This is a genomic window from Halorubrum rutilum (assembly GCF_042665015.1).
Classification (GTDB): Archaea; Halobacteriota; Halobacteria; order Halobacteriales; family Haloferacaceae; genus Halorubrum; species Halorubrum rutilum.
The window spans coordinates 489023-512368 of sequence record NZ_JBHTBL010000005.1 but is presented as its reverse complement, the minus strand read 5'-3'; the positions used below and the strand labels follow the sequence as shown (position 1 = coordinate 512368).

General features: G+C 72.2%; 22 protein-coding genes. 15 read left to right on the top strand and 7 right to left on the bottom strand.

From position 1 onward, the window contains the following. Positions 1-15: 15 nt before the first annotated feature. Positions 16-1206, top strand: a complete 1191-nt coding sequence (locus ACFQMF_RS08845; protein WP_256408926.1) for a M24 family metallopeptidase — start codon at positions 16-18, stop codon at positions 1204-1206. A 149-nt stretch (positions 1207-1355) separates the two neighbouring features. Continuing rightward, complete coding sequence (locus tag ACFQMF_RS08840) at positions 1356-2540, top strand: MFS transporter (RefSeq protein ID WP_256408927.1); 1185 nt, start codon at positions 1356-1358, stop codon at positions 2538-2540. Positions 2541-2576: 36 nt separating this feature from the next. On the opposite strand, the gene ACFQMF_RS08835 is transcribed toward ACFQMF_RS08840, so the two are convergent. Continuing rightward, the gene (locus ACFQMF_RS08835; RefSeq protein ID WP_004045847.1) at positions 2577-2813 is read right to left on the bottom strand and encodes a DUF7120 family protein; all 237 of its coding nucleotides are present in this window, start codon (positions 2811-2813) and stop codon (positions 2577-2579) included. A gap of 113 nt (positions 2814-2926) precedes the next feature. On the opposite strand from ACFQMF_RS08835, the gene ACFQMF_RS08830 reads away from it, so the two are divergent. The 12 genes from ACFQMF_RS08830 (at position 2927) to ACFQMF_RS08775 (ending at position 16017) form a co-directional block, all read left to right on the top strand. Then, entirely contained in the window at positions 2927-3733 is an 807-nt protein-coding gene (locus ACFQMF_RS08830) for a helix-turn-helix domain-containing protein (protein WP_256408928.1), read from the top strand. A gap of 297 nt (positions 3734-4030) precedes the next feature. After that, positions 4031-4654 (top strand): hypothetical protein, encoded by a 624-nt coding sequence (locus ACFQMF_RS08825; protein WP_256408929.1) that lies wholly within the window; start codon positions 4031-4033, stop codon positions 4652-4654. Then, positions 4651-5385, top strand: a complete 735-nt coding sequence (locus ACFQMF_RS08820) for a QcrA and Rieske domain-containing protein (protein ID WP_256408930.1) — start codon at positions 4651-4653, stop codon at positions 5383-5385. The genes ACFQMF_RS08825 and ACFQMF_RS08820 overlap by 4 nt, the downstream gene beginning before the upstream one ends. Then, positions 5385-6920 carry a cytochrome b gene (locus ACFQMF_RS08815; RefSeq protein ID WP_256408931.1) on the top strand — a complete coding sequence of 512 codons (1536 nt, stop codon included), beginning with the start codon at positions 5385-5387 and terminating at the stop codon, positions 6918-6920. Before ACFQMF_RS08820 ends, ACFQMF_RS08815 begins: the two co-directional genes overlap by 1 nt. Further along, complete coding sequence (locus ACFQMF_RS08810; protein WP_256408932.1) at positions 6913-7104, top strand: hypothetical protein; 192 nt, start codon at positions 6913-6915, stop codon at positions 7102-7104. The genes ACFQMF_RS08815 and ACFQMF_RS08810 overlap by 8 nt, the downstream gene beginning before the upstream one ends. Next, positions 7101-10106, top strand: a complete 3006-nt coding sequence (gene narG / locus ACFQMF_RS08805; protein WP_256408933.1) for a nitrate reductase subunit alpha — start codon at positions 7101-7103, stop codon at positions 10104-10106. The genes ACFQMF_RS08810 and narG overlap by 4 nt, the downstream gene beginning before the upstream one ends. Beyond that, positions 10103-11209, top strand: a complete 1107-nt coding sequence (gene narH / locus ACFQMF_RS08800; RefSeq protein WP_256408934.1) for a nitrate reductase subunit beta — start codon at positions 10103-10105, stop codon at positions 11207-11209. The genes narG and narH overlap by 4 nt, the downstream gene beginning before the upstream one ends. Further along, positions 11199-12071 carry an ethylbenzene dehydrogenase-related protein gene (locus ACFQMF_RS08795; RefSeq protein WP_256408935.1) on the top strand — a complete coding sequence of 291 codons (873 nt, stop codon included), beginning with the start codon at positions 11199-11201 and terminating at the stop codon, positions 12069-12071. Before narH ends, ACFQMF_RS08795 begins: the two co-directional genes overlap by 11 nt. Continuing rightward, entirely contained in the window at positions 12068-12850 is a 783-nt protein-coding gene (locus ACFQMF_RS08790; protein ID WP_256408936.1) for a molecular chaperone TorD family protein, read from the top strand. Before ACFQMF_RS08795 ends, ACFQMF_RS08790 begins: the two co-directional genes overlap by 4 nt. After that, a complete protein-coding gene (locus ACFQMF_RS08785) occupies positions 12847-13794 on the top strand; it encodes a phosphate ABC transporter permease (protein ID WP_256408937.1) in 948 nt (315 codons plus the stop codon). Before ACFQMF_RS08790 ends, ACFQMF_RS08785 begins: the two co-directional genes overlap by 4 nt. Then, the gene (locus ACFQMF_RS08780; protein WP_256408938.1) at positions 13791-14627 is read left to right on the top strand and encodes a HEAT repeat domain-containing protein; all 837 of its coding nucleotides are present in this window, start codon (positions 13791-13793) and stop codon (positions 14625-14627) included. Before ACFQMF_RS08785 ends, ACFQMF_RS08780 begins: the two co-directional genes overlap by 4 nt. A 40-nt stretch (positions 14628-14667) precedes the next feature. Further along, a complete protein-coding gene (locus ACFQMF_RS08775; RefSeq protein WP_256408939.1) occupies positions 14668-16017 on the top strand; it encodes a P-loop NTPase in 1350 nt (449 codons plus the stop codon). 414 nt (positions 16018-16431) lie between these two features. On the opposite strand, the gene ACFQMF_RS08770 is transcribed toward ACFQMF_RS08775, so the two are convergent. The 5 genes from ACFQMF_RS08770 to ACFQMF_RS08750 form a co-directional block, all read right to left on the bottom strand. After that, positions 16432-17034 (bottom strand): CDP-alcohol phosphatidyltransferase family protein, encoded by a 603-nt coding sequence (locus tag ACFQMF_RS08770; protein WP_256408940.1) that lies wholly within the window; start codon positions 17032-17034, stop codon positions 16432-16434. A gap of 22 nt (positions 17035-17056) precedes the next feature. Beyond that, positions 17057-17638, bottom strand: coding sequence for an adenylate kinase family protein (locus ACFQMF_RS08765; RefSeq protein WP_256408941.1), 582 nt, complete (start codon positions 17636-17638; stop codon positions 17057-17059). Further along, a complete protein-coding gene (gene hisC, locus ACFQMF_RS08760; RefSeq protein ID WP_256408942.1) occupies positions 17635-18729 on the bottom strand; it encodes a histidinol-phosphate transaminase in 1095 nt (364 codons plus the stop codon). Before hisC ends, ACFQMF_RS08765 begins: the two co-directional genes overlap by 4 nt. Before the next feature lie 48 nt (positions 18730-18777). Then, positions 18778-20208 (bottom strand): HflX-like GTP-binding protein, encoded by a 1431-nt coding sequence (locus tag ACFQMF_RS08755; protein ID WP_256408943.1) that lies wholly within the window; start codon positions 20206-20208, stop codon positions 18778-18780. Positions 20209-20369: 161 nt separating this feature from the next. Beyond that, entirely contained in the window at positions 20370-21113 is a 744-nt protein-coding gene (locus tag ACFQMF_RS08750; RefSeq protein ID WP_256408944.1) for a fumarylacetoacetate hydrolase family protein, read from the bottom strand. A gap of 92 nt (positions 21114-21205) precedes the next feature. Between ACFQMF_RS08750 and ACFQMF_RS08745 the strand changes: the two genes are divergently transcribed. Next, on the top strand, positions 21206-22057 hold the full coding sequence (locus ACFQMF_RS08745) for an enoyl-CoA hydratase/isomerase family protein (RefSeq protein ID WP_256408945.1): 852 nt from the start codon (positions 21206-21208) through the stop codon (positions 22055-22057). An 82-nt stretch (positions 22058-22139) separates the two neighbouring features. Here ACFQMF_RS08745 and ACFQMF_RS08740 read toward each other — a convergent pair whose 3' ends face one another. Further along, a complete protein-coding gene (locus ACFQMF_RS08740; protein WP_256408946.1) occupies positions 22140-23279 on the bottom strand; it encodes an acyl-CoA dehydrogenase family protein in 1140 nt (379 codons plus the stop codon). Between the last annotated feature and the right edge of the window lie 67 nt (positions 23280-23346).

The following is a 23346-nucleotide window of genomic DNA, read 5'->3' as shown; positions in this document are numbered from 1 at the left end:
CCGAGCAACTCGCGTATGAACCGCGCACGCCTCGACGAGACGCTCGCCGACCTCGACGCCGACGGCTACCTGCTCGACGCGTCACAGGAGGACGCGAACCAGCTGTACCTCTCCGGGTTCACCGGCCCGGACCCGTTCCTGACGCTGTACGTCGACGGCGAGGTCCACCTGCTCGTCTCCGGGCTGGAGTACGGGCGGGCGAGGACCGAGTCGACGGCAGACGCGGTCGAGCGTCACGCCGATTACGGCTACGAGTACGGCGGCCGCGAGGAGCGGTACGACATGTACGCCGACTTCGTGCGCGACAAGGGCGTCGAGTCGGTGTCGATGCCGCCGCGCGGCCCGGTCGGCACCGCCGACGCGTTGCGCGAGCGCGGGGTCGACGTCGCGGTCGACGGCGACGACCGCCTCGGGGAGGTCCGGGCCGTGAAGACCGACGAGGAGGTCGAGGCGATCCGCGAGGCGCAGCGGGCGAACGAGGCCGCGATGCGCGCCGCCGAGGAGCTGCTCGCGAGCGCGGACGTGGCCGGCGAGGAGGCGTCCGCCGACGGCGACGCCGACGCGGAGCCGGGGGTCCTGCTCGCGGAAGGCGAGCCGCTCACCAGCGAGCGCGTCGCCGAGGAGATCGAGGTGACGCTGCTCCGGCACGGCTGCGCGCTCGACGAGACGATCGTCGCCGGCGGCGCGCGGGCGGCCGACCCCCACGACCGCGGCTCCGGCCCGCTCCGGGCGAACGAGGCGATCATCGTCGACATCTTTCCCAGGTCGAAGGCGACGAAGTACAACGCCGACATGACCCGGACGTTCTGCGTCGGCGAGCCGCCGGCGGCGCTCCGGGAGCGGTACGACCTCACCGAGCGCGCGCTCTCCGCCGCGCTCGACGCGGTCGAGCCGGGCGCGACCGGCGAGGACGTCCACGCCGCCGCCTGCGAGGTGTACGAGGCGGCCGGCCACCCGACGTTCCGCACCGACCCCGAGACCGAGACGGGGTTCATCCACTCCACCGGCCACGGGATCGGCCTCGACGTCCACGAGTCGCCGCGGCTCGCGAGCGGCGGCGGCGAGCTGGAGCCCGGCCACGTGATCACCGTCGAACCGGGGCTGTACGACCCCGACGTCGGCGGCGTCCGGATCGAGGACCTCGTGGTCGTCACGGAGGACGGGTACGAGAACCTCACGGAGTATCCGATCGCCTTCGAGGTCTGAAGGGGCCCGCTCTGGTCCGGCCGGATCCCGAGTCGCGCTCGCGGGGATCCCGCGTCGGTCCCGCGTCGCGTGCGGGGCGACCGCACGCCACACCCGGCCCGGCTGGCCGCGACCGGAACCCGCTTTGTCCCGGGTCGAGAACGGCGCCCGTGAACTGGCGGTACCGGCACACGGCGCTCGCCCTCTGTACCCTCGCGTTCACCGCGACGATGGTCGCGCGGCTGGTCATCAGTCCCTTGGTCCCGCGGATCACGGCGCGGTTCGGCGTCACGAACGCGACGGTCGGCCTCGCGCTCTCCGGGATGTGGCTGGCGTACGCGCTGGCGCAGTTCCCCTCCGGCGTCCTCGGCGACCGCTACGGGGAGCGCGCCGTCGTCCTGACCGCGGTCGGCGCCACCGCGGTCGCCTCGCTGCTCATCGCTGCCTCGCCCTCTATCGCCGTCTTCATGCTGTTCACCGTGGTCCTCGGCGCGGGCGCCGGCCTCCACTACTCGGTGGCGACGACGTTCCTCGCCAAGCAGTTCGACGACATCGGCCGGGCCATCGGCGTCCACGTCGCCGGCGGGCCGATCGCCGGGCTCGCCGCGCCGCCGCTCGCCGCGCTCGTCGGCTCGCGGTACGGCTGGCGCGCCGGGATCCTCCTCGGCGTCGCGGTCGCGGTGCCCGTCTTCGCCCTGTTCGCGTGGCGGGTGCGGCCCACGGAGCCGGGCCGCCCCGACCAGGCGATGCGCGAGCGGTTCGCGCTCGGCTCGCTCGTCGAGCTGCTCTCGCGGCCGCCGATCCTCTACACGACCGCGCTGGCGACGATGGGCGCGTTCACGTGGCAGGCGACCGCCTCCTTCCTCCCGACGTTCCTCGACGTCGGAGGGGAGCTCTCGACCGCGCTCTCGGCGCTGCTGTTCTCGCTGTACTTCCTCGTCCACGGCGGGACCCAGCCGGTGACGGGGTCGCTCTCCGACCGGTTCGGCCGCGACGCGACCGCGATGGGGACGATGAGCGCCGGCGTCCTCGGCTACGGGCTCCTCGTCGCGACGGCGCGCTTCGACCTCGGCCTCGCCCCGACCGTCGGGGCGGTCTGTCTCGTCGGCGTCGCGATGTCGTGGGGCGCGCCCGTCCAGTCGCGGTTCATGGACCTCCTGTCGGACGCCGAGCGCGGCGCCGGGTTCGGGCTCGTCCGGACGGCGTACATGGTGCTCGGCGCGTCCGGCAGCGTCGTCGTCGGGACCCTCTCCGAGGTCGCGGGCTGGGGGGTCGCGTTCGGGCTGCTGGCCGGCGTGATGGCGCTGGGGCTGGTGACGCTGCTCGCGAACCGGCTGCTCGGGCTGGGGTACTGAGGCGGGCGTCGGACGTCGACGCGAGAAGCGGGGCCGCTACAGCCGGTCGTCTTCGAGGCTCCCGGGGTCCTCGGCGGTGTCGAACATGTTGTTCTCCGCGCCGTCGAGCATCTCGTCGCGCGGCTCGTCGTCGACGACGCTCACGTTGTACGCCTCGATGCCGGAGGCGATCAGGTCCTCCGCGGCCTGTTCCTCGGAGACGAACTCCTGTTCGGCGAGCTGCTGGAACTCCGCGTAGACGTCGTCCGAGAGGTTCAGTTCGAAGGTCGGCATACCCCCTCGTTCCGGCCGGACGCTTTTAAGTTGATCCCTCGGTCGGGGCCGGCGGCTCGGTCCGGTGACCGTCTCCAAGCTTTTTGCCGCCACCCGTCGTACGGGCCGCCGATGTGACAGACACGATCCAGGTGCGAGTGGCGGTCCCGACGTGTCCGCAGTGTCCGGTGGCGGCCCTCTCCGAGCGGACGTCGGTGCGAGAGGTCCGCGTCGACGTCGTCCGCGGGCGGATCGACTTCGTCGCGGAGGACGCGCCCGAGGACCCGCCGGCCGGACTGGACATCTTGGAGTTCGCCGGCGAGGCGCACGGCCGGTACGACCTCGCCCGCGGACCGAGTGCAGGCGATGAGGACGACGTGGGCGATGAGGACGCGCGTGTGACACGTGAGACGTCGGCCGACGCGGGTGACGCAGACGACGCGGGTGACGCAGACGACGCGGGCGACGCGGGCGACGCGGACGCCGGCGGGTGCGGGGACTCCGCCGCCGTCTCGGCCGACCGGTCCGACCACGGTTGCGAGTGCCGCGGCTTCCCGCCGGCGTTCGCGGACCTGCCGGTTTCCCCGTACGAGGCGAAGGTGAAGAACGGCGAGCTGGTGGCCTCGTTCGTGCTGGCCGGCTACGGCGAGCTGCGAGCGATCCGGGCGGCCTTCGACGAGGCCGATCTCAGACACGTTCTCGTCGACAGGGACGAGACCGCCGGAAGGGAGGACGCGGTCATCGTCGACCTCAGCGAGGTGACGGAGCGACAGCGGTCCGTCGCCGCCGTGGCGGTGCAGCGGGGGTACTTCGACGGCGACGGCGCCGCTACTGAGGCGGTCGCCGACGAACTCGGCCTCGCGAAGTCGACCGTCTCCGAGCACCTCCGGATCGTGACCGAGACGGTGCTCACGCAGGTGTTCGCCGAAGACCGCCCTTAAACCACCGAATAGTTCGGGAGTAGCTGTTTGTCCGTTTCCGGCGCAGACGTACGTACGCACTACTGACACGCACATCACGACCGGAGCGGGACTCGTTCACGGGCCGAGGTCGACTCGTTCGACCCGCGTCGAAGCGGCGCCGCCCGGATCCCGCCGGGCGCGGAGCGGCTGGCGCGGGACAGCGGACGCGGGTCTCGGCCCCGACCGGCAGCGAGGTACCGTCGCGGGAGGACCGGCGTCGCTGTCGCCGTGGCCTCCCCGGACCGCCAAGAGACGGACTCACCCACACTTCACATAATGGACCGACGCACGGCCGTCATTCTCCTCGTCGTGCTCGCCGTGCTGCTCCCGACCTGGTACGTCGGGATGCACGGGGAGCCGTCGTCGGAGGAGATCAGGATCGATCAGAGCGTCAGCGAGATGCAACCGCTGGAGGGAATCGTCGACGCGCCGACGAAGCTCTCGCCGAGCCAGGTCGGCGTCATCGTCTGGATCGCGCTGCTGGCGCTGCTCGGCGCCGTGGCCTTCTTCCACCGCTTCATGAACCGCGCGGCGCGTCCCGACGAGCAGGGAGCCGGCGCGCCCGACTCGGCCGCCACCGACGGGGGCGCGGCCCGCGCCCGACCGTCCGAGCGCCCGGACGGGCTCACCTTCCCGTGGCTGGAGACGGACGACCGGTGGGTCGTCGAGTACAGGGACGCCAGCGACGCCGTCGAGGGGCTCGTGGCGATGGGGGGACTCACCGTCCTCTCGATCGTCTTCGCCGCGCTGTTCACCGCCGAGTACCTGACGCTGGCGCGCACCCAGTACTTCGGCCTCTACGCGTTCGGGCTGTTCATGTCGCTCCTCGGTTCGACCGTCTCCTACTACGCCTGGTTCATGCCCCACGTCGAGGTCGCCGAACGGAGGGATCACGGATGACCGGTGACGCGACCGCACCCGACCGCGACGGGCGAGACGGGCACGAGGGGGGCGAGTCCGACGGTCCCGACGGACGCGGCGTCCCAGAGAGCGGCGACCGATGTGACGCCTGTCCCGAGGGAGACGACGGGCTCGCGGTCGACCCCAGCATCTACGGGCCGTTCTGGCGGGACGCGCGGGCCGAGCTCGAGCGGCGCGACTACGCGAAGCTGCTCGCGACCGTCGGCGGGATCACCGCGGTCGGCAGTCTCGCTGCGCCGGTCGCCGGCCTGACGCGCGTCTTCGACCGCAAGTACCAGGGCCCGGTGTACACCGACGGCGTCCCGCTCGTCGACGGCGCGGGCGAGCGGGTCGGCGAGGACCGCCTCGGCCCGGGCGAGCTGCTCACCGTGTTCCCGGAGCCGCGGCCGGGAATCGAGGACGCGCCGACCCTCCTGGTCAGGCTCGAGGAGTCCGCGTACGCGAGCGAGGTGCGCGACGAGTACGTCGTCAGCGGCTACGCCGCCTTCTCGAAGGTCTGCACCCACGCCGGTTGCATGGTCGACGGCCGCGACGGAACCGTGCTCGTCTGTCCGTGCCACTCCGGCCGCTTCGATCCGACGACCGGGGCGCAGGTCGTCGGGGGACCGCCGCCGCGGTCGCTCCCGCAGCTCCCGATCACGGTGTCGAGTGAGGGCTACCTGATCGCGACCGGCGACTTCCAGGGACCGGTCGGCGCGGGGGGCGAGTGATGTCCCGGACCGACGCCGCGGCCGACCGCGTCCGAGACGCCTACGACTGGGTCGACTCCCGGCTCGACCTGGACGACGCGAGCGACTTCCTCGGGAAGGCGTTCCCGGCGGAGGACTCGTTCCTCCTCGGCGAGGTGGCGCTGTTCTGTTTCGTCATCCTCGTGTCGACGGGCACCTTCCTCGCGTTCTTCTACGAGCCGAGCACGGCGTCCGTCGAGTACGCCGGCAGCGTCGTCCGCTATCGGGGCGAGGAGGTCCCGGCCGCGTTCAAGAGCGTGCTCAACATCACCTACGACGTCCCGTTCGGGATGTTCCTGCGACGCATGCACCACTGGGCGGCGCACCTGTTCGTCGCCGCCATCGCGCTCCACATGCTCCGCGTGTTCTTCACCGGCGCGTACCGCAACCCCCGCGAGCCGAACTGGGTCGTCGGGACGGGGCTCGCCGGTCTGGCGATGTTCGCCGCCTACACGGGGTACTCGCTCCCGTACGACGAGTTCGCGAGCACGGCGGTCGGGATCGGCTACAACGTCGCCAGCTCGATCCCCGTCGTCGGCGACCCGATCGCGAGCATCGTGTTCGGGGGGCAGTTCCCGACGAGCGCGACGATCCCCAGGCTGTTCTTCCTCCACGTGTTCCTCATCCCGGCCGCGATCGCCGGGCTCATCGCCGTCCACATGGCGATCCTGCTCCGGCAGAAACACACGGAGGGCCGGCGCGACGGTGACGTCGATCCGGCGCCGGTGAGTCGGGAAGTCGCCGGGAGCGCCCGCCCGCCGCGGGACGACGGATCGACGGGCGACGAGCCGGCAGGGGACGCGACCGGCGCGGCCGACGGGGGGCGACCGGCGGGCGACGCGACCGGCGCGGCAGACGGGGAGCGACCGGTGCTCGACCGCGACGACGACAGCGTCGTGATCGGGCTCCCGGCGTTCCCGAACCAGACCGCGGTGAGCGCGATGGTCTTCTTCCTCACCATGGCCGTGCTCTCGCTGCTCGCGGGGTTCCTCCCCGTCCACAACATCGCCGCGTACGGACCGAACGACCCGGCTTCGACCCCCTCGCTCATCATGCCGGACTGGTTCCTGATGTGGGGGTACGGCTTCCTGAAGCTCACCCCCTCGTGGCTGAGCTTCGACGTCCTGGGCGTCCACGTCAGCTCCGAGTTCGTGGGCGGCGTGCTGCTGCCCGGGCTGGTGTTCCTCGCCGTCGTGGTCTGGCCGTTCGTCGACCGCGCCGAGGAGCCGGAGCACTTCACGCGGAACTACCTCGACCGGCCGTTCCCGACCGCGGTCGGGATCGTCGGCGTCACGCTCGTGATGGTCGCCTCCGTCGCGGGGATGGACGTCATCCTCGCGGACATCCTCGGGACGTCGACCGCCGTGTTGCGGCCCTACCTGACCGCGGCCCTGATCCTCGTGCCCGCCGCTGCGGGGACCGTCACGTACTGGGTCCTCGGCGGGTTCGACGACGGCTCCGGCGGGACGGGATCCGGCGACGCGCCCGGTGACACGGAGGAGGTCGCCGATGACTGACTCGACCCCCATCGCGAGGCTGTCGCCGCGCCGGTACCGGTGGGCGGACCGACTGACGAAACTGGGCGGCGTCGGGCTGATCGCCGCCGGCCTCGACGCGGGCGGCGGCACCCCGACGGGCCTGGCGCTCGCGGCCCTGGGCGCCGCGCTCGGTCTCTCGACCGTACTCATCGACAAACAATGACTGACACGACAGACGCCACGGACGAACAGACGCGAGACGACGTCGCCGCCGCCCGTCGCGACTTCCTGAAGGGGGTCGGGGCGGCCGCCGCCGTCGGCGCGACCGGACTGGGGAGCGCACAGGACCTCACGGAGATGAACGCGCTGGAGGTCGTCGACGACCCGATCGGCGACTACCCGTACCGCGACTGGGAGGACCTCTACCGCGAGGAGTGGGACTGGGACGACACGGCCCGCTCTACCCACAGCGTGAACTGCACGGGGAGCTGCTCCTGGCAGGTGTACACCCGCAACGGGCAGGTGTGGCGCGAGGAGCAGGCCGGCGACTACCCCCGGTTCGACGAGTCGCTGCCCGACCCGAACCCCCGCGGGTGTCAGAAGGGTGCGTGTTTCACCGACTACGTGAACGCCGACCACCGCGTCACCCACCCCCTCCGGCGGACCGGGGAACGCGGCGAGGGGAAGTGGGAGCGGATCTCGTGGGACGAGGCGCTCACCGAGATCGCCGACGAGGTCGTCGACGCGGTCGAAGACGAGGAGTACGACGCGATAAGCGGCTTCACGCCGATCCCCGCGATGAGCCCGGTATCGTTCGCCTCCGGGAGCCGTCTGATCAACCTGCTCGGCGGCGTCAGCCACTCGTTTTACGACTGGTACTCCGACCTCCCGCCGGGTCAGCCGATCACGTGGGGGACCCAGACCGAGAACGCCGAGAGCGCGGACTGGTACAACGCCGACTACATCATCGCGTGGGGCTCGAACATCAACGTCACGCGGATCCCCGACGCGAAGTACTTCCTCGAGGCTGGCTACGACGGCGCGAAGCGGGTCGGGATCTTCACCGACTACAGCCAGACGGCGATCCACTGCGACGAGTGGATCGGTCCCGAACCCGGCACCGACACCGCGCTCGCGCTCGGGATGGCTCGAACCATCGTCGACGAGGGGTTGTACGACGAGGATCATTTAAAAGAACAGACCGACATGCCGCTGCTCGTCCGCGAGGACACCGGGAAGTTCCTCCGCGCGAGCGAGGTCGCCGGGCTCTCCGTCGACGCCGACCGCCCAGAGAAGGTGTTCGTCATGCAGGACGCGGACGGCGGGCTCAGGGCGGCGCCCGGCTCGCTGGGCGAGCGCGACGGTCAGCACGACGCGTCCGCGAGCATCGCGCTCGACTTCGATCCCGACCTGGCCGCCGAACGGACGGTCGACACCGACGACGGGAGCGTCGAGACGCGGTCGGTCTGGCTGAACCTCCGCGACGAGCTGTCGGCGTACACCCCCGAACGGGTGCACGAGCTGACCGGTGTGGGGGAGTTCACACATCGGAAGATCGCCCGCGAGTTCGCCGACGCCGACCGCGCGAAGATCATCCACGGGAAGGGGGTCAACGACTGGTACCACAACGACCTCGGGAACCGCGCGATCCAGCTCCTCGTCACGCTCACCGGGAACCTCGGCCGCCAGGGGACCGGGCTCGACCACTACGTCGGCCAGGAGAAGATCTGGACGTACGAGGGGTGGCAGACCCTCTCGTTCCCGACCGGGAGCGTGCGCGGGGTCCCGACGACGCTGTGGACGTACTACCACGCCGGCATCATGGAGAACACGGACCCCGAGACCGCCGACAGAATCCGCGAGTCGGTCGAGAAGGGGTGGATGCCGCTGTACCCGAGCGAACGCGACGACGGCTCGCGGCCGGACCCGCGGGTGATGTTCGTCTGGCGCGGGAACTACTTCAACCAGGCCAAGGGCAACGTCGCGGTCGAGGAGGAGCTGTGGCCCAAGCTCGACCTGGTCGTCGACGTCAACTTCCGGATGGACTCGACCGCGCTCAACAGCGACATCGTCCTCCCGACGGCGAGCCACTACGAGAAGCACGATCTCTCGGAGACCGACATGCACACCTACGTGCACCCGTTCACGCCGGCCGTCGAACCCCTCGGCGAGGCCAAGACGGACTGGGAGATATTCCGAGCGCTCGCCGAGAAGATCCAGGAGGTGGCCGAGGAGCGCGACGCCGGCCCGGTCGACGATCGGAAGTTCGACCGGCAGATCGACCTCCAGTCGGTCCACGACGACTACGTCCGCGACTGGGAGACCGGCGAGGCGGACGCGCTCGCCGAGGACCGGGCGGCCGCGGAGTTCATCCTGGAGAACTCCGAGGAGACGAATCCGTCCGACACGACCGAGCGGATCGAGTTCGACGACATCGACGAGCAGCCCCGACGGCTCCTCGCGACCGGCGACCACTGGACCTCCGACATCGAGGACGGGGAGGCGTACACGCCGTGGAAGGACTACGTCCAGGACAAGGAGCCGTGGCCGACGTTCACCGGTCGTCAGCAGTACTACATCGACCACGACTGGTTCCTGGAGCTCGGCGAGGAGCTCCCGACGCACAAGGAGTCGCCGGTCCTCCAGGAGAAGTCGGAGTACCCGCTCAGCTACAACACGCCGCACAGCCGGTGGTCGATCCACTCGACGTGGCGCGACGACACGAAGATGCTCCGGCTCCAGCGCGGCGAGCCGACCGTCTACCTCAACCCCGACGACGCCGAGGAGCGCGGCATCGAGGACGGCGACACCGTGCGGGTGTACAACGACCTGGACTCGGTCGAGGTGCAGGCGAAGATCTACCCGAGCGGCGAGCCGGGCACCGCCAGGCACTTCTTCAGCTGGGAGCGGTTCCAGTACCCGGACCGGAACAACTTCAACTCGCTCGTCCCGATGTACATGAAGCCGACGCAGCTCGTCCGATACCCGGAGGACTCGGGCGAACACCTCCACTTCTTCCCGAACTACTGGGGCCCGACCGGCGTGAACAGCGACGTGCGCGTCGAGGTGGAGGCCGTCGAGGACGGGGCCGAATCGCTCGCGGGCGGAGTCGGCGGCGGCGAGGGTTCCGACGGCGACGCCGACGAGACCGCGAACGGCGCGGACGGAAGCGCGTCCGGGCCGCTCGACCGCGTGACCGACCTGCTCGGGGGTGGTGACCGATGAGCAAGACCGACGACGACGGGACGGGGCGAGTCGGCGACGAGGGGCGAGCGCGCCAGGCCGACGACGGGAACGTCCCGATCGCCGAGGGCGTCGACCACCAGGTCGCGATGGTGATGGACCTGAACAAGTGCATCGGCTGTCAGACGTGCACGATCGCCTGCAAGACCAATTGGACCGAGTCGGGCGGCCGCGAGTACATGTACTGGAACAACGTCGAGACGAAGCCCGGCGCGGGCTACCCGCGCGACTGGGAGGAGCTCGGCGGCGGCTGGGACGAGGAAGGCCAAGAGCGGACGCCGGGCGAGCTCCCCGACGAGGAGGCGTACGGCCGCCCGTGGGAGTTCAACCACGAGGCGATCATGTACGAGGGCAGCGACGAGCCCCTCCGCCCGCTGGAGAACGCCGACTGGGGGCCGAACTGGGACGAGGACGAGGGGGCCGGCGAGTACCCGAACTCCTACTACTTCTACCTCCCCCGGATCTGCAACCACTGCACGCACCCCTCCTGCGTCGAGGCCTGCCCGCGCTCCGCGATCTACAAGCGCGAGGAGGACGGGATCGTCCTGGTCGACCAGGACCGCTGTCGCGGCTACCGCTACTGCGTCGAGGGGTGTCCGTACAAGAAGGTGTTCTACAACGCGCAGACGAAGACGAGCGAGAAGTGCATCTTCTGCTACCCGCGAATCGAGGGCGAAGGCCCCGAGGGAGAGGTGCGTCCCCCGTCCTGTGCCGAGGACTGTCCGCCGCAGCTCCGGCACGTCGGGTTCCTCGACGACGAGGACGGGCCGATCCACGCGCTGGTGAACGAGTACGAGGTCGCGCTCCGCCTCCATCCCGAGTACCGGACCGAGCCGAACGTCTACTACATCCCGCCGTACGCGCCGCCGCAGACCGGCGAGGACGGCGAGACGGTCGACGCCGATCGCATCCCGCTGAACTACCTCGAGGAGCTGTTCGGCCCGCGGGTGGAGGAGGCGCTCAACACGATCACCCGCGAGCGGGAGCGGGCGGAGCGCGGCGAGGAGAGCGAGCTCATGGAGATCCTCTCGACCGTGAACAACGACGACCAGTACCGGCTGGAGGTGTTCGACGATGCGGCGTGAGGACGACGCCGACGGGACCGGAGACCGGCGCCTCGCGTTCCGGGGCGTCGCGTCCCGTGACCTCGCGCTCGCGGCCGCGGTCGCGGTCGCCCTCGTGGCCGCGACCGCGGCGTTCCCGGCGCTCGCCGACGCGCAGGGGGCCTACGAGATACCGGTCGACCGGCGGGGCGACGCGGCCGACCTGGCCGAACCGAACGGGTCCGCGTGGGGGTCGGCGGAGACCGTGGAACTGCCGATGACCAGCGCGGGCGCGGCGGTCCCGCAGGGGTCGGAGACGGCGGTCGACGCCGCCCGCGTGAAGGCCGTTCGGACCGACGGACGGCTGTTCCTCCGCGTGTCGTGGTCGGACCCGACGGCCAACACCTCGACCGACGGGATCCGGGAGTTCGCCGACGCCGCCGCGGTCCAGTTCCCGGCCTCGCCGACTGAGCGTCCGCCGCTCGCGATGGGGTCGACGGAGAACCCGGTGAACGTCTGGTACTGGAACGGCGCCGGCGCGTCGGAGTCGCTGCTCGCCGGCGGCCCGGGGAGCACGACCGAGATGACCGGATCGGCGGTCCGAACGGCGGCGACCCACGGGGACGGCCGGTGGACGGTGGTGTTCTCCCGCCCGCTCCCGGGCGATCGCGCGAACGTCACCGACCTCACCACCGAGGCGGACACGAACGTCGCGTTCGCGGTCTGGGAGGGTTCGAACGACGAGCGCTCCGGGCGGAAGGCCGCGAGCGAGTGGTTCTACCTCTCGTTCACCGACGACACCGGAGCCCCCTACGAGATCGTCCTCTGGACCATCGCCGGGATCGCGGTCGTGTTCACCACGCTCGTGACCGTCGAGGGGATCCGCCGCACGAGGGGTGCGTGACCGTGTCCGAATCGACCGCCGACCGGAACGGCGACTTCGAGGACTCGGAGCACCCCGACGGTCGCCCTCCGGACGAGGCCGTCGACACCGAGACGGGGGCCCGCGGGGCGGTCTACGGGCTCCTCGCGAGCGCGTTCGACGAGCCGACTCCGGAGCCGTACGAGGGGTTCGCGGACGGTTCCATCGACCGCGCGATGTCGACGCTCGTCGCCCGGTCGGGGCTCGACGTCGACCCCCCGGACCTGACGGTCGACGACGACCGCGAGACCCTCGCGGCCCGGTACAACGACCTGTTCGTCGTCGGCTACTCCGAGGTGATCGACGGGACGGACGGGACGATCGAGAACCAGGGCCCGCCGGCGTCCCTGTACGAGTCGACCTACCGGTCCGACGCCTCGTGGAACGACGTGAACCTCGACCTGGCGCGGGCGTACGAGCACTTCGGCTGCGAGGTCGGCGGCGACGAGCGCCGCCACCACGACAACCTCCGGCTGGAGGTGGAGTTCGCCGGCTACCTCTGTCGGCTCGCCGCGGCGACCGAGGGCGACGGGGACGGCTACGACCGCGCGCGGCTCGACTTCCACGACCGCCACCTCTCGATGCTCGCCGCCGGGCTCGACGACGCGCTCGATTCCGAGCCGGGAACCGGCGTCTACGGTCGGCTCGCCGCGTTCCTCGCGGAGTTCGTCGCGGCCGACGTCTCGGACCTCGCGGCCCGGCTCGACGTCGGCGCGGGAAGCGGCGCGGAGTCCGACAGCGACGGGGGTGAGGACGCGTGACCGCGTCGACCCCGGCCGTCGAGTCCGACCGCGACGACGCCGAGGCCGTGAGCGGTCCGCCCTCGAACGCGACCGAGGACGCGACGACCGAGCGCCGACAGCGCGAGGCCTCGCTCGACGGACGGCTCCTCGCCGTCCTCGGGACCGCGGCGGCCGCCGTCGCCGCGGCGACCGCGATCCGGATCGCGTACAACGTCCCGTTCGCTCCGGTCGGGATCCCGAGCCGGGCGATCCCGGCCGCGAGCGCTGCCGCCGCGCTCGGTGTCGGGGCGGCGCTCGCGACGCTCGCGCTCGCGTCGGACCGCTCGGGCGTCCGCGTCGGACTCCTCTTCGCGGCGGTGTTCGGGGTTCTCGCGACCGTCTCCGACGCCGCGGCCATCGCGGCGGCGGTCGCGGTCCCCGCCGGCGCCGCCGTCGCCCTCGCGCACGCCCTGGGGCGGCCGACGACCTACGTGGGGCTCCGGCGACGCGTCGTCGCCGCGGCGTTCCCGGCCGCGATCGGGCTCTCGCTCGTCGGGACGGCGTGGGGGCTCGGCGCGAGCGTCCGCGGGGCCGGCTCCGTCGCGTTCCTCCTCGCGGTGACGCTTCTCGCTGTCCCCGCGGAGACGGACCGCCTCGCGCTGCTCGCGGGAGCGGGCGGCTTCCTCGGCGTCGTCGCCGCGAGCGCCGCCGCGCCGTACGTGACCGGAAGCGCGCTGCTCTCCGGGTTCGGCGTCGTGGGGAGCCCGCACCTCCTCGTCGCGACGGCGGCGTTCGGCGGCGTCGCCGCCCTGGTCGTCGGCCTCCGCGACGGCGACCGGTCGCTCGCTCTGGGGGCGGGAGTGCTGCTCGTCGCCGGCGTCCCGGCGACGCCGACCGCCGCGCTCGCGGCGTCTCTCGGCGCCGCGCTCGTCGCGGCCGACCCGGACGACCTGCTCGCGACCGCGGAGGTGAGCGCCCGATGAGGGACCCCGACGAGGCGACCGACGGCCCCACCGATCCCCGCGTGCACCCCGAGGAGAGCCCGGGGTTCGGCGACGACCCGGACGGGCTCGAGGACATCGAGGTGGACCGCGACGTCACCGTCGGCGAGGCCTCACAGCGCGAGCTCCAGGCGACGGACACCGCGCCGCTCCGCGGTACAGAGGCCGCGGAGAAGGTCTCGCTGCTCGCGGACGGCGACCCGGTCGAGCGGCGCCGGGCGGCGCTGGCGCTCGGCGAGGGGCGCCGGAGCGACGCCGCCGTCGAGGCGCTCGTCGAGCACGGACTCGCGGACGAGGACGCCGACGTGCGCCAGTTCGCGGTCGAGTCGCTCGGCCGGCTCGGCGGGGACCGAGCGAGCGCGGCCGCGACCGAGGCGCTCGCGGACGACGACCCGTGGGTCCGCGCCGAGGCCGTCGTCGCGCTCGACCGGATCGACCGGGCCGCCAACGTCGAGGCGATCGAGGCCGCCCTCGACGACGGCCACCACGCGGTCGTCAGGAACGCACTGGTGTCGCTGTTCAAGCTCCGGGGGGAGGCCCTGCTCCCCGCGTTGCTCGACCGCTCGCGGGCGGAGAGCGAGCGGCTGCGGGAGTGGGCCGTCCACCTGCTCGCCGGCGTCGACGACGAGCGCGCGACCGACCGGCTCGAGGCGGTCGCCGGCGACGAGTCGGAGCCGCGAGTCGTTCGCAGCACCGCCGCGCGGGCGCTCGACGCCGACCCGGGGAAGTTCCGGCGGCAGTTCAGCGGCGGCACCGAGAACGACAGCGCCGCCCTCCCGGGCGAGAGCACGCTCAACCGGCGGCCCGACCTGTGAGCGCCCCCAATCTCCGCGTCGATACCCGAGCAAGCCTCAGATGACTGACTTCACCACCGACCGACCGACCGCGGACGAATCGACCCCCGAGAACCGACCCGAAGACCGGGAGGGTGCGAACCCCGACGGGTCGAGCCTCTCGACCGACGACGTGGAGGCCGCGCTCCGACGGGTCCGCGACCCCGACGCGGAGGTGAGCGCGTTCGAGGCCGGCGTCGTCGAGGGCCTCTCGATCGACGACGGGACGGTCGCGATCGAGGCCGACCTGCGCGAGTTTCCCCCCGACGCGGCCGAGCGAGTGTCGGCGGCCATGGTCCGGGCCGCCTCCGACGTCCCCGGCGTCTCCACCGCCCGGGTCGAGCAGGTCGATCCGAGCCCGGACCTCGACGACCGGCGGCTGGGGATCGGGGCCGCCGACCGGGTGATCGCGGTCGCGAGCACGAAGGGCGGCGTCGGCAAGACGACGGTCGCGACGGCGCTGGCGTGCGCGCTGGCGGCCGGGGACGCCGAGGGAGGCGCCGACCCCGCCGTCGGGCTGTTCGACGCCGACATCTACGGCCCCAACGTCCCCGAAGTGGTCGACGCGGGCGGCCCCGTCTACAGCGACGAGGACGGGAACCCCGTCCCGATCGACGTCGGCGGGCTCGAGGTGATGAGCGTGGGGCTGCTCTCCGACGACGGCCCGCTCGCGTGGCGGGGGGCGATGGCCCACGACGCGCTCTCGGACCTGTTCGAGACGGTCGCCTGGAGCGACCCCGACACCGTCGTCGTCGACATGCCTCCCGGGACCGGCGACGTGACGCTGACCACCCTTCAGGAGGTTCCCGTCGACGGCGTCGTCCTCGTCACGACGCCGTTCCACGCGGCGGTCTCCGACACCGCCCGCGCGCTGGAGCTGTTCGAGGAGAACGACGTGCCCGTGCTCGGCGTCGTCTCGAACATGGGGGAGTTCGTCTGCGACGAGTGCGGCACCCCCCACGACCTGTTCGGGGGCGACGACCCGATCGAGGCGCTCGGGCTGCCGGTGCTCGCGGAGCTCCCGTTCGATCCGGAGCTGCAGTCGACGCCGGCCCCGTCGGCCGACGCGCTCCCCGAGGGCGCCGACGCGCTCGCCGGCGCGGTCGACGAGCGCTACGAGGAGATATGGACCGTCGACCCGCCCGAGGACGCCGTCGATCTGCGCGGGCTCGACCCGGAGACGCGCAAGGAGCGCGTCGAGGAGCGGTTCCGCGAACTCGACGCCGGCGGGGAGTGTCTCATCGTGAGCGACCGCGACCCGGCGCCCGTCCGGGGGTTCCTGCTCGACCTGATCGACGCCGACGCGCTCCCGAGCTTCCGCGTCAAGCGACAGAACCCGGAGACGTGGTTCGCGCGGGCGACGCGGCCGTAATCGCTCCGTCGGACGCATTCGCGGGTGAGACGTTCTCTTCCGGTCTCGATCGCCACGGGCACGGGGGCGGTCGCTTATAAATAATACTGTGGTGGCGCGTGCCCGTGAGCGGTCGCCCTCGGCGACCGCGACCGACGAGGCTGGGGAGGTGTGAGGTGCGGTGCTGTGCGGTCGGGGTGGGACTCAAAGGGGCAGTTGACGAGGATGGCGCAGGCGACGTAAGCAGTGTGGCGCTACGCGCCACGGGCAGCCGGCGGCTTTGCCGCCGGCGACACCGCAACGAGGGAGCGAACAACGTGAGCGACCGAGTGAGGCGCGCAGCGAGCGTGCGCCATCCTCGTCAACTGGGGCTTTGGACGTGTTCACCGCAGCGTCGCCGGCGAGTTATAAATCACCGCACCACCGCGATCCGACTTATAAATCGGACCACGCGCCGAGAAACCGCTGGACGGCGGTCAGATGTCCGACCGCGGCGAACAGGGCGAGCAGGAGGCCGACGACGTTCAGGCCGGCCGCGACCGGCGCCGAGTGAACGGCGGCGACGAACCCGACGATCCCCATCAGCGCGAGCCGGTCGGCCCGGCCCAGCAGTCCGCCGTACTCGCGGCCGATGCCGACGGCTTGGATCTGGGTGCCCATGTACGAGGTCATCAGGACGCCGGTGACGGCGAGGAAGCCGAGCGCGTACGCCTCGATTCCGACGGTGAACCCCGCGATGACCGCGATGTCGGCGTAGCGGTCGAGCACGTGGTCGAGGAGGTCGCCGCCCTCCGAGGAGACCTCCAGGTGGCGCGCCAAGGCCCCGTCGACGAGGTCGAGCCAGCCGTTGAGGAGGACCGCGACCGCGCCGGCGACGTAGAAGGTCGGGTCGCCGACTGCGAACGCGCCGGCGGCCGCGACCGCGACGCCGAACGCGAGGACGCTCACCTGGTCCGGCGAGAGCCCGAGCCTGGCCGCGGCGCGCACCCACGGCCCGAGCAGGCGGTCCGCGACCGACCGGTACCGGTCGAGTGTCATCTACCGTCAAGACCGTCGCGGGTCATATATAATCGATGAAGTCGACGGTGCCGGCGCTCGGCTCGCGCTCGCCCTCGATCGCGGCGCGGATCGCGTCGGCGACGGCCTCGGGGTCGCGGTCCGTCGTATCGATCTCGTAGACGCTCTCGGCGCCGTGCTCCGCGACGGCCTCCGAGAGGATCACGTCGAGCGCCTCGCTCTCCGCATTCTCCCCGGCCGTCGCGTCCGACTCCCCGCGCTCGCGGAGTCGCGCCTCGACCGTCTCGGGACGACAGCGCAGGACTACGACGCGGTCGACGTCGAACCGGTGCGCGAGGTGGGAATCGAGCACGCCCGTCCACTCGCCGAGGCGCTCGCGGACCGCGTCGAGGTCGGCGACGAGCGTGTCGCGGTCGGCGTCGCGCTCGGTCCAGAGGTCGTCGTCGCCCTTTATGAGATCGTTGAGGTGGATCACGTCGTACTCACCTTCGAGCAGCGCCGTCGCGGTCGACTTGCCGGTCCCCGGGGTGCCGGTGACGGCGACGCGGGTCGGGCGGGCGTCGGGGTCGGTCCCGGCGGCGTCGGCGGAACCGTCCCCGTCCCCTGCGGACGACTCCCCGCTCACGCCCGAACACCGAGCCCGAGGTCGGCGAGCGTCTCGTTGAGGCGCTCGACCGCCTCGCGCGTCTCCTCGCGGGTCCCGGTGGAGATCCGGACGTGGTCCGGCAGGCCGAACGAGGTGCAGTCCCGGACGATCACACCGCGCTCCTGGGCCGCGTCGGCGACCCGCTCCGCGTCGCCGACCTCGGCGAGCACGAAGTTCCCCGCCGACTCGACCGTGGGCGCGTCGAGCTCGTCCGCGATGTGCTCGCGGGCCCACCGCGCCGACGCGACCGACTCCTCGACGTGCGCCTCGTCGTCGAGGGCGGCGAGGGCGGCCCGACAGGCGAGCTCGTTCGCCGCGAACGGGGTGTTCACCCGGGCGTACGACTCGCCCCACGCCTCGGGGACGACGCTGTAGCCGATCCGGAGCCCGGCGAGGCCGTACGCCTTCGAGAACGTGCGGAGCACCGCCACGTCGTCGCGCTCGTCGACGAGCGGGATCGCGCTGTCGACCGCGGCGAACTCGCCGTACGCCTCGTCGACGACGACGAGCGTCTCCTCGGCGGTCGCGTCCGCGATCGCCTCGATCCCGTCGAGCGGCATCGTCGACCCCGAGGGGTTGTGCGGGGAGGTGACGTAGACGATCCGCTCGCCCTCGTACGCGCTCAGGACCGTCTCCGCGTCCTGCGCGAAGCCGTCGGCCGGGGAGAGGTCGTACTCGGTCACGTCGCCGTGGTGGTACCGGGCCGACATCGCGTAGTAGGCGAAGCCGGGGCTCGGCACGAGCACCTCGTCGCCGGGCGCCAACGCGGCCCGCGCGAGGTAGTCGATCGAGCCGTCGGCGCCGGGCGAGACCCACACCTGCTCGGTCGCCACGCCCCACTTCTCCGCGATCTTCGCGGTGAGGTCCGTGTGGGAGGACTTCGGGTACTGGTGGACTCGGTCGGCGTGCTCCCGGATCGCCTCGACCGCCGCCGGGCTCGGGCCGTGCGGGTTCTCGTTCGAGGAGAGCTTGATCAGGTCGTCGGGGTCGATCCCGCGCTCGCGGGCGACCTCCTCGACTCCCCGGCCCGGGACGTACGGCGAGTGGTCCGAGAGATCGCGTGGTTGCATGGTACCGCGTCGGGGAGGCTCGGGCTTAAGCGTGGTCTTGACCGTCGCTCACGACTCGCCGTCGTCGCCCCCGGCGAGCCGTCGCTCCGCCGCCGCGACGACGTCGGGTCGGCCGGCGAGTTCGACCGCGACCGTCTCCCCCGCGTACTCGACGCCGGAGACGACGCCGCGGTCGTACGCCCAGGAGAGCGCCGCCTGCGCGTCGCCGCCGTTCGGGACGGTCATCGCCGCGGTCGCGGTCGGGAGCGCGTCCGCCACCGCGTCGACGAGTTCCCCGAGTCCGGCGCCGTTTCGCGCGCTGACCGGAACCGGCGACCGGAGCGAGCCCGCGACCGGGACCTCGTCGGCGTCGAGCGCGTCGGCCACCGATTCGCAGGCGTCGGCCGCGGCGGCGAGGTCGTTCGAGCCGACCCGGTCGACCTTGGTCAGGACCGGGATCACCGGCCCGTCCGTCGCCTCGATCGCCGACAGCGACGTCCGGAGCTTCCGCCGGACCGTCGCCGGCTCCTCGCTCGCGTCGACGACGAGCAGCGCGCAGTCGGCGCGGCGAACCGCGTCGAGCGTCGCGCGGAACGACCGGATCGCCTCGTGGGGGAGACCGTCGAGGAACCCGACCGTGTCGGTGACGACCGCCCGGCGTCCCCCGAGGGTCGCCCGCCGCGTCGCCGTCGAGAGCGTCTCGAAGGGACGGTCGCCGGCCGACGGCGACCTCCCCGGACCGCCCGCGATCGACGCCCCGTCCGGATCGTCTGTGTCGTCCGGACCGTCCGCGCCTTCCGGGTCGTCCACGTCGTCGGCGAGGCGACGCGCGAGCGTCGACTTCCCGGCGTTGGCGTAGCCCGCGAGGGCGACGAGGTCGAACCCGGCCTCCCGGCGCTCGGCCCGCCGTTTCTCGCGGTCGTCGGCGAGCCGGTCGAGCGCGTGCTCGGCGGACTCGATCCGCCGCTCGACGTCGCGGACGCGGCCGTCGCCCTCCGGCCGAAGCCGGACGTCCTCGCTCGAATCCCGCGCGACGGTCTCCCGGAGCCGCGGGAGCTCGTATCGGAGCCGAGCCAGTTCGAGCTGCAGGTCCGCCGCCCGGGAGTCGGCCGCGTCGCCGAACAGCTCCAGCGCGAGCCGCGGGCGGTCGACGACCGCGGTGTCGGTCGGCAGCAGGTCGCCGACCGAGAACGTCTGTCCCGGCGAGAGGGAACCGTCGTAGATCACCGCCGCCGCGTCCGTCTCGGCGGCGAGCCGCATCAGGTCCTCCGCCCCCCCGCGACCGAGCCCGTACGTGGGGTCCTCGCGGCGCCGCTGGGTGACTTCGCCGACGACCGCGTAGCCGGCCGCGGCCGCCAGCTCGCGGATCTCGGCCGTGTCCGGCTCGGCGTCGCTCGATCGGGCGGCAACGACCGCCGGCGCGGCGTCGGGGTCGTCCGCCTCCGTGCCGCCGCGGCGGTCCGGATCGGGATCGTCCGTCGTGGCGTCGTCTCGTGACATTCGTTCGGGCTCGCGACCGGCCCTCCGGCGTCGGTGTCCGCGGCGGAACGGACCGGTCTCCGTGCCGATCGATACCGGCGGCCCGGGCATAAGCGTTCACCGGAAACCCGGTGTGCGATCCGGGGGCAGGGAGCGCCGGACGACGGGACCCCGGCCGCCGGTCAGGGGATGCGCACGTCGTGTTCGAGCGTCCCGACGCCCTCGACCTCGACCTCGACGGTGTCGCCGTCGGCGAGCGCGCCGACGCCCTCCGGCGTCCCCGTCGCGATCACGTCGCCGGCCTCCAGCGTGAGGTACGTCGTGATCTCCTCGATCAGGGTCGGCACGTCGAAGATGAGGTGCTCGCGGTCGCTCGACTGCTTCGTCTCGCCGTTCACCCGGAGCTCGACGCTCGCGTCCGCGGGGACCTCGTCGGGGGTCGCCATCACCGGGCCGAGCGGCGCGGCGTTGTCGAACGCCTTCCCGCGCACCCAGTTCTGCTCGCGGTTCTGGTCGTCGCGGTTCGACACGTCGTTCATGCAGGTGAAGCCGGCGACCACGTCCATCGCGTCGTCGGCGTCGACCGCCTTGCACTGCTCGCCGATCACGACCGCCAGCTCCGCCTCCCAGTCGATCCGGTCTTTCCCCGCGGGGACGGTGACCGCGTCGCCGTGGCCCGCCAGCGCGTTCGGCGGCTTCAGGAAGAGCAGGGGGCGGTCCGGCACGTCGTTGCCGAGCTCGGCCGCGTGGTCCGCGTAGTTGCGCCCGATACAGACGATCTTCGTGGGGTCCGTCGGCGGGAGCACGTCGATCGCGGGGTCGTCGAGCGCGTGCTCGTCGCCGCCGAAGGCGACGGTGTCGCCCTCGGGGTCGTATGTGCCTTCGCGGATCGATCCGGCCGGGTCGCGGAACCGTACGCGGTGCATACCCGGCGTGGGGCGACGCGGACAAAAAGCGTTCCCGGTCGGCGCAAGGACCGACCGCACACCTATTTGTGGGGGCCGGCCCGCCCTCCGGTATGGCAGACGACGCAACCGACCGAGAAGCCGACGACGAAACCGGCGACGGGAGCGACGGGGGAGCGCGCGACTACGACGACGTCCGGTACGCGGTGAGCGAGGGGGTCGCGACGGTCACCATCGACCGGCCGGACGTCTACAACGCCTTCACCCGGACCACGGTCCTCGAACTCAACGACGCGGTGCGCCGCGCCGAGCGCGACGACGGCGTGTACGCGACGGTCCTCACGGGCGCGGGCGACGGCTTCTGCGCCGGGGCGGACACGACGGAGATGCCCGACTGGGACGACCAGTACCCCGAGGAGTACGGGGCGTTCCTCTGGCTCATCCAGCAGCTCGTCTGGCGGCTCCGGACGGCCGCGACGCCCTCGGTCGCCGCCGTGAACGGCCCGGCGATCGGCGCCGGCTGCGACTTCGCGCTCGCCTGCGACCTGCGCACGATCGCCGACGGCGCGGTCATGCGCGAGGGGTTCGTCAACGTCGGGCTCGTTCCCGGCGACGGCGGCGGGTGGCTCCTCCCCCGACTGATCGGCGAGTCGAAGGCGCGCGAGTACCTGCTCACCGGTCGGGACATCACGCCCGAGGACGCGGTCGACGTCGGGCTCGCGGTCGAACGCGCCGAGGACGCGCTCGCGGCCGCGACCGCGCTCGCCGAGGAGATCCGCGACAAGCCGCGGACCGCCGTGCAGCACACGAACCGCCTGATCGACCCGCAGCAGAGCTTCGACGAGTACTGCCGGAAGGCGGCGGAGTACCAGTGGGACTGCGTCGTCGACCCCGAGCACGAGGAGGCGGTCGCCGCGTTCAACGAGAAGCGCGATCCCGACTACGGCCGGTCGTACGACGAGTAGCGAGGCCGGGATCGAGCGTCGGGGTCGGACCTCGGCGCCGGAGACGCCCGCGTTACCGCGCCGAGCCGACGAGACGCCCGCGCTACCGCGCCGAGACCGGGGGCACGCCGTCCTCCTTCAGCGCCCGAGCAATGGTGTTCAGCTGCATCTCGTCGGTGCCGGCCGCGATCCGGCGGCTCCGCGCGAAGCGGTAGAGGTACTCCAGCGGGTGGCCCCGCTGGTAGGCGCGGGCGCCGACGATCTGGACCGCCTCGCTCGCGACCTCCTCGACCATCTGCGAGCAGTGGAGCTTCGCGGTCGACGTCTGGAGCCGCGGCGGGGCGGGGTCGTGTCCCTGCGCGCCCGCCGCCGACATGTACACGAGCGACGCCGCGGTCTCGACGTTCCGGTACATCTCCGCGAGCCGCCACTCGATCCCCTGGAACTCGTCGAGCGACCGGTCGAACTGCTCGCGATCGCTCGCGTACGCCAGCGCCTGCTCCAGCGCGGCCTCCGCCCACGCGACCGTGAGCACCGAGCTGCCGAGCCGCTCCCAGTTGAGCGAGACCAGCTGCTCCTTGAACGCCTCCTTCCCCCGTGTCAGGACGTGCGACTCGGGGATCACCACGTCGTCGATCGTGAAGTGCGTCTGCGCGTAGCCGGCCATGTTCGTGTACACCTCCTCGATCTCGACGCCGGGGTCGTCGTAGGGGATCACGACCGACCCGAGCCCCTCGGGGAACCTGACCCAGGTGACCGCCGCGTCGCCGAAGGGGACGCCGCCGACCCAGGTCTTCTCGCCGTTACACACCAGCTCACCGCCCTCCTCGGTCACCTCGGTCGACATCGACCCGACGTCCGAGCCGGCGTCGGGCTCCGAGATGGCGATGGAGACGAAGCTCTCGCCGGCGGTGACGGCGGGGAGGTACTCCTCCTTGACCGCCTCGGACCCGAAGAGGTCGATCGCCCGCGGCCCGACCATCCCCTGCATGTAGGTGAACCAGCCCGTGTCCGGACACTCCCGCCCGACCGCCTGGGTGAGGAGCATCGCCGCCACGTCGGAGCGGCCCTGCCCGCCGTACTCCTCGGAGATCGACGGGCAGTAGAGGTCCGCCTCGGCGAGCCGCCGGAGGTTCTCCCACGGCACGTCCCCCTCCCAGGTGTAGGCGTCGTCGGCGAACTCCGCCGCGACCGCTTCGGCCCGCTCGGCGAACTCGCGCTGCTCGGCTGTTAGCGCCTGCATGGGCGTTGTTGTCGAGCAGACCGTGATAAGCGGTCTGGTCCGTTTCCTCCGGCCTAGCACGCCGCCC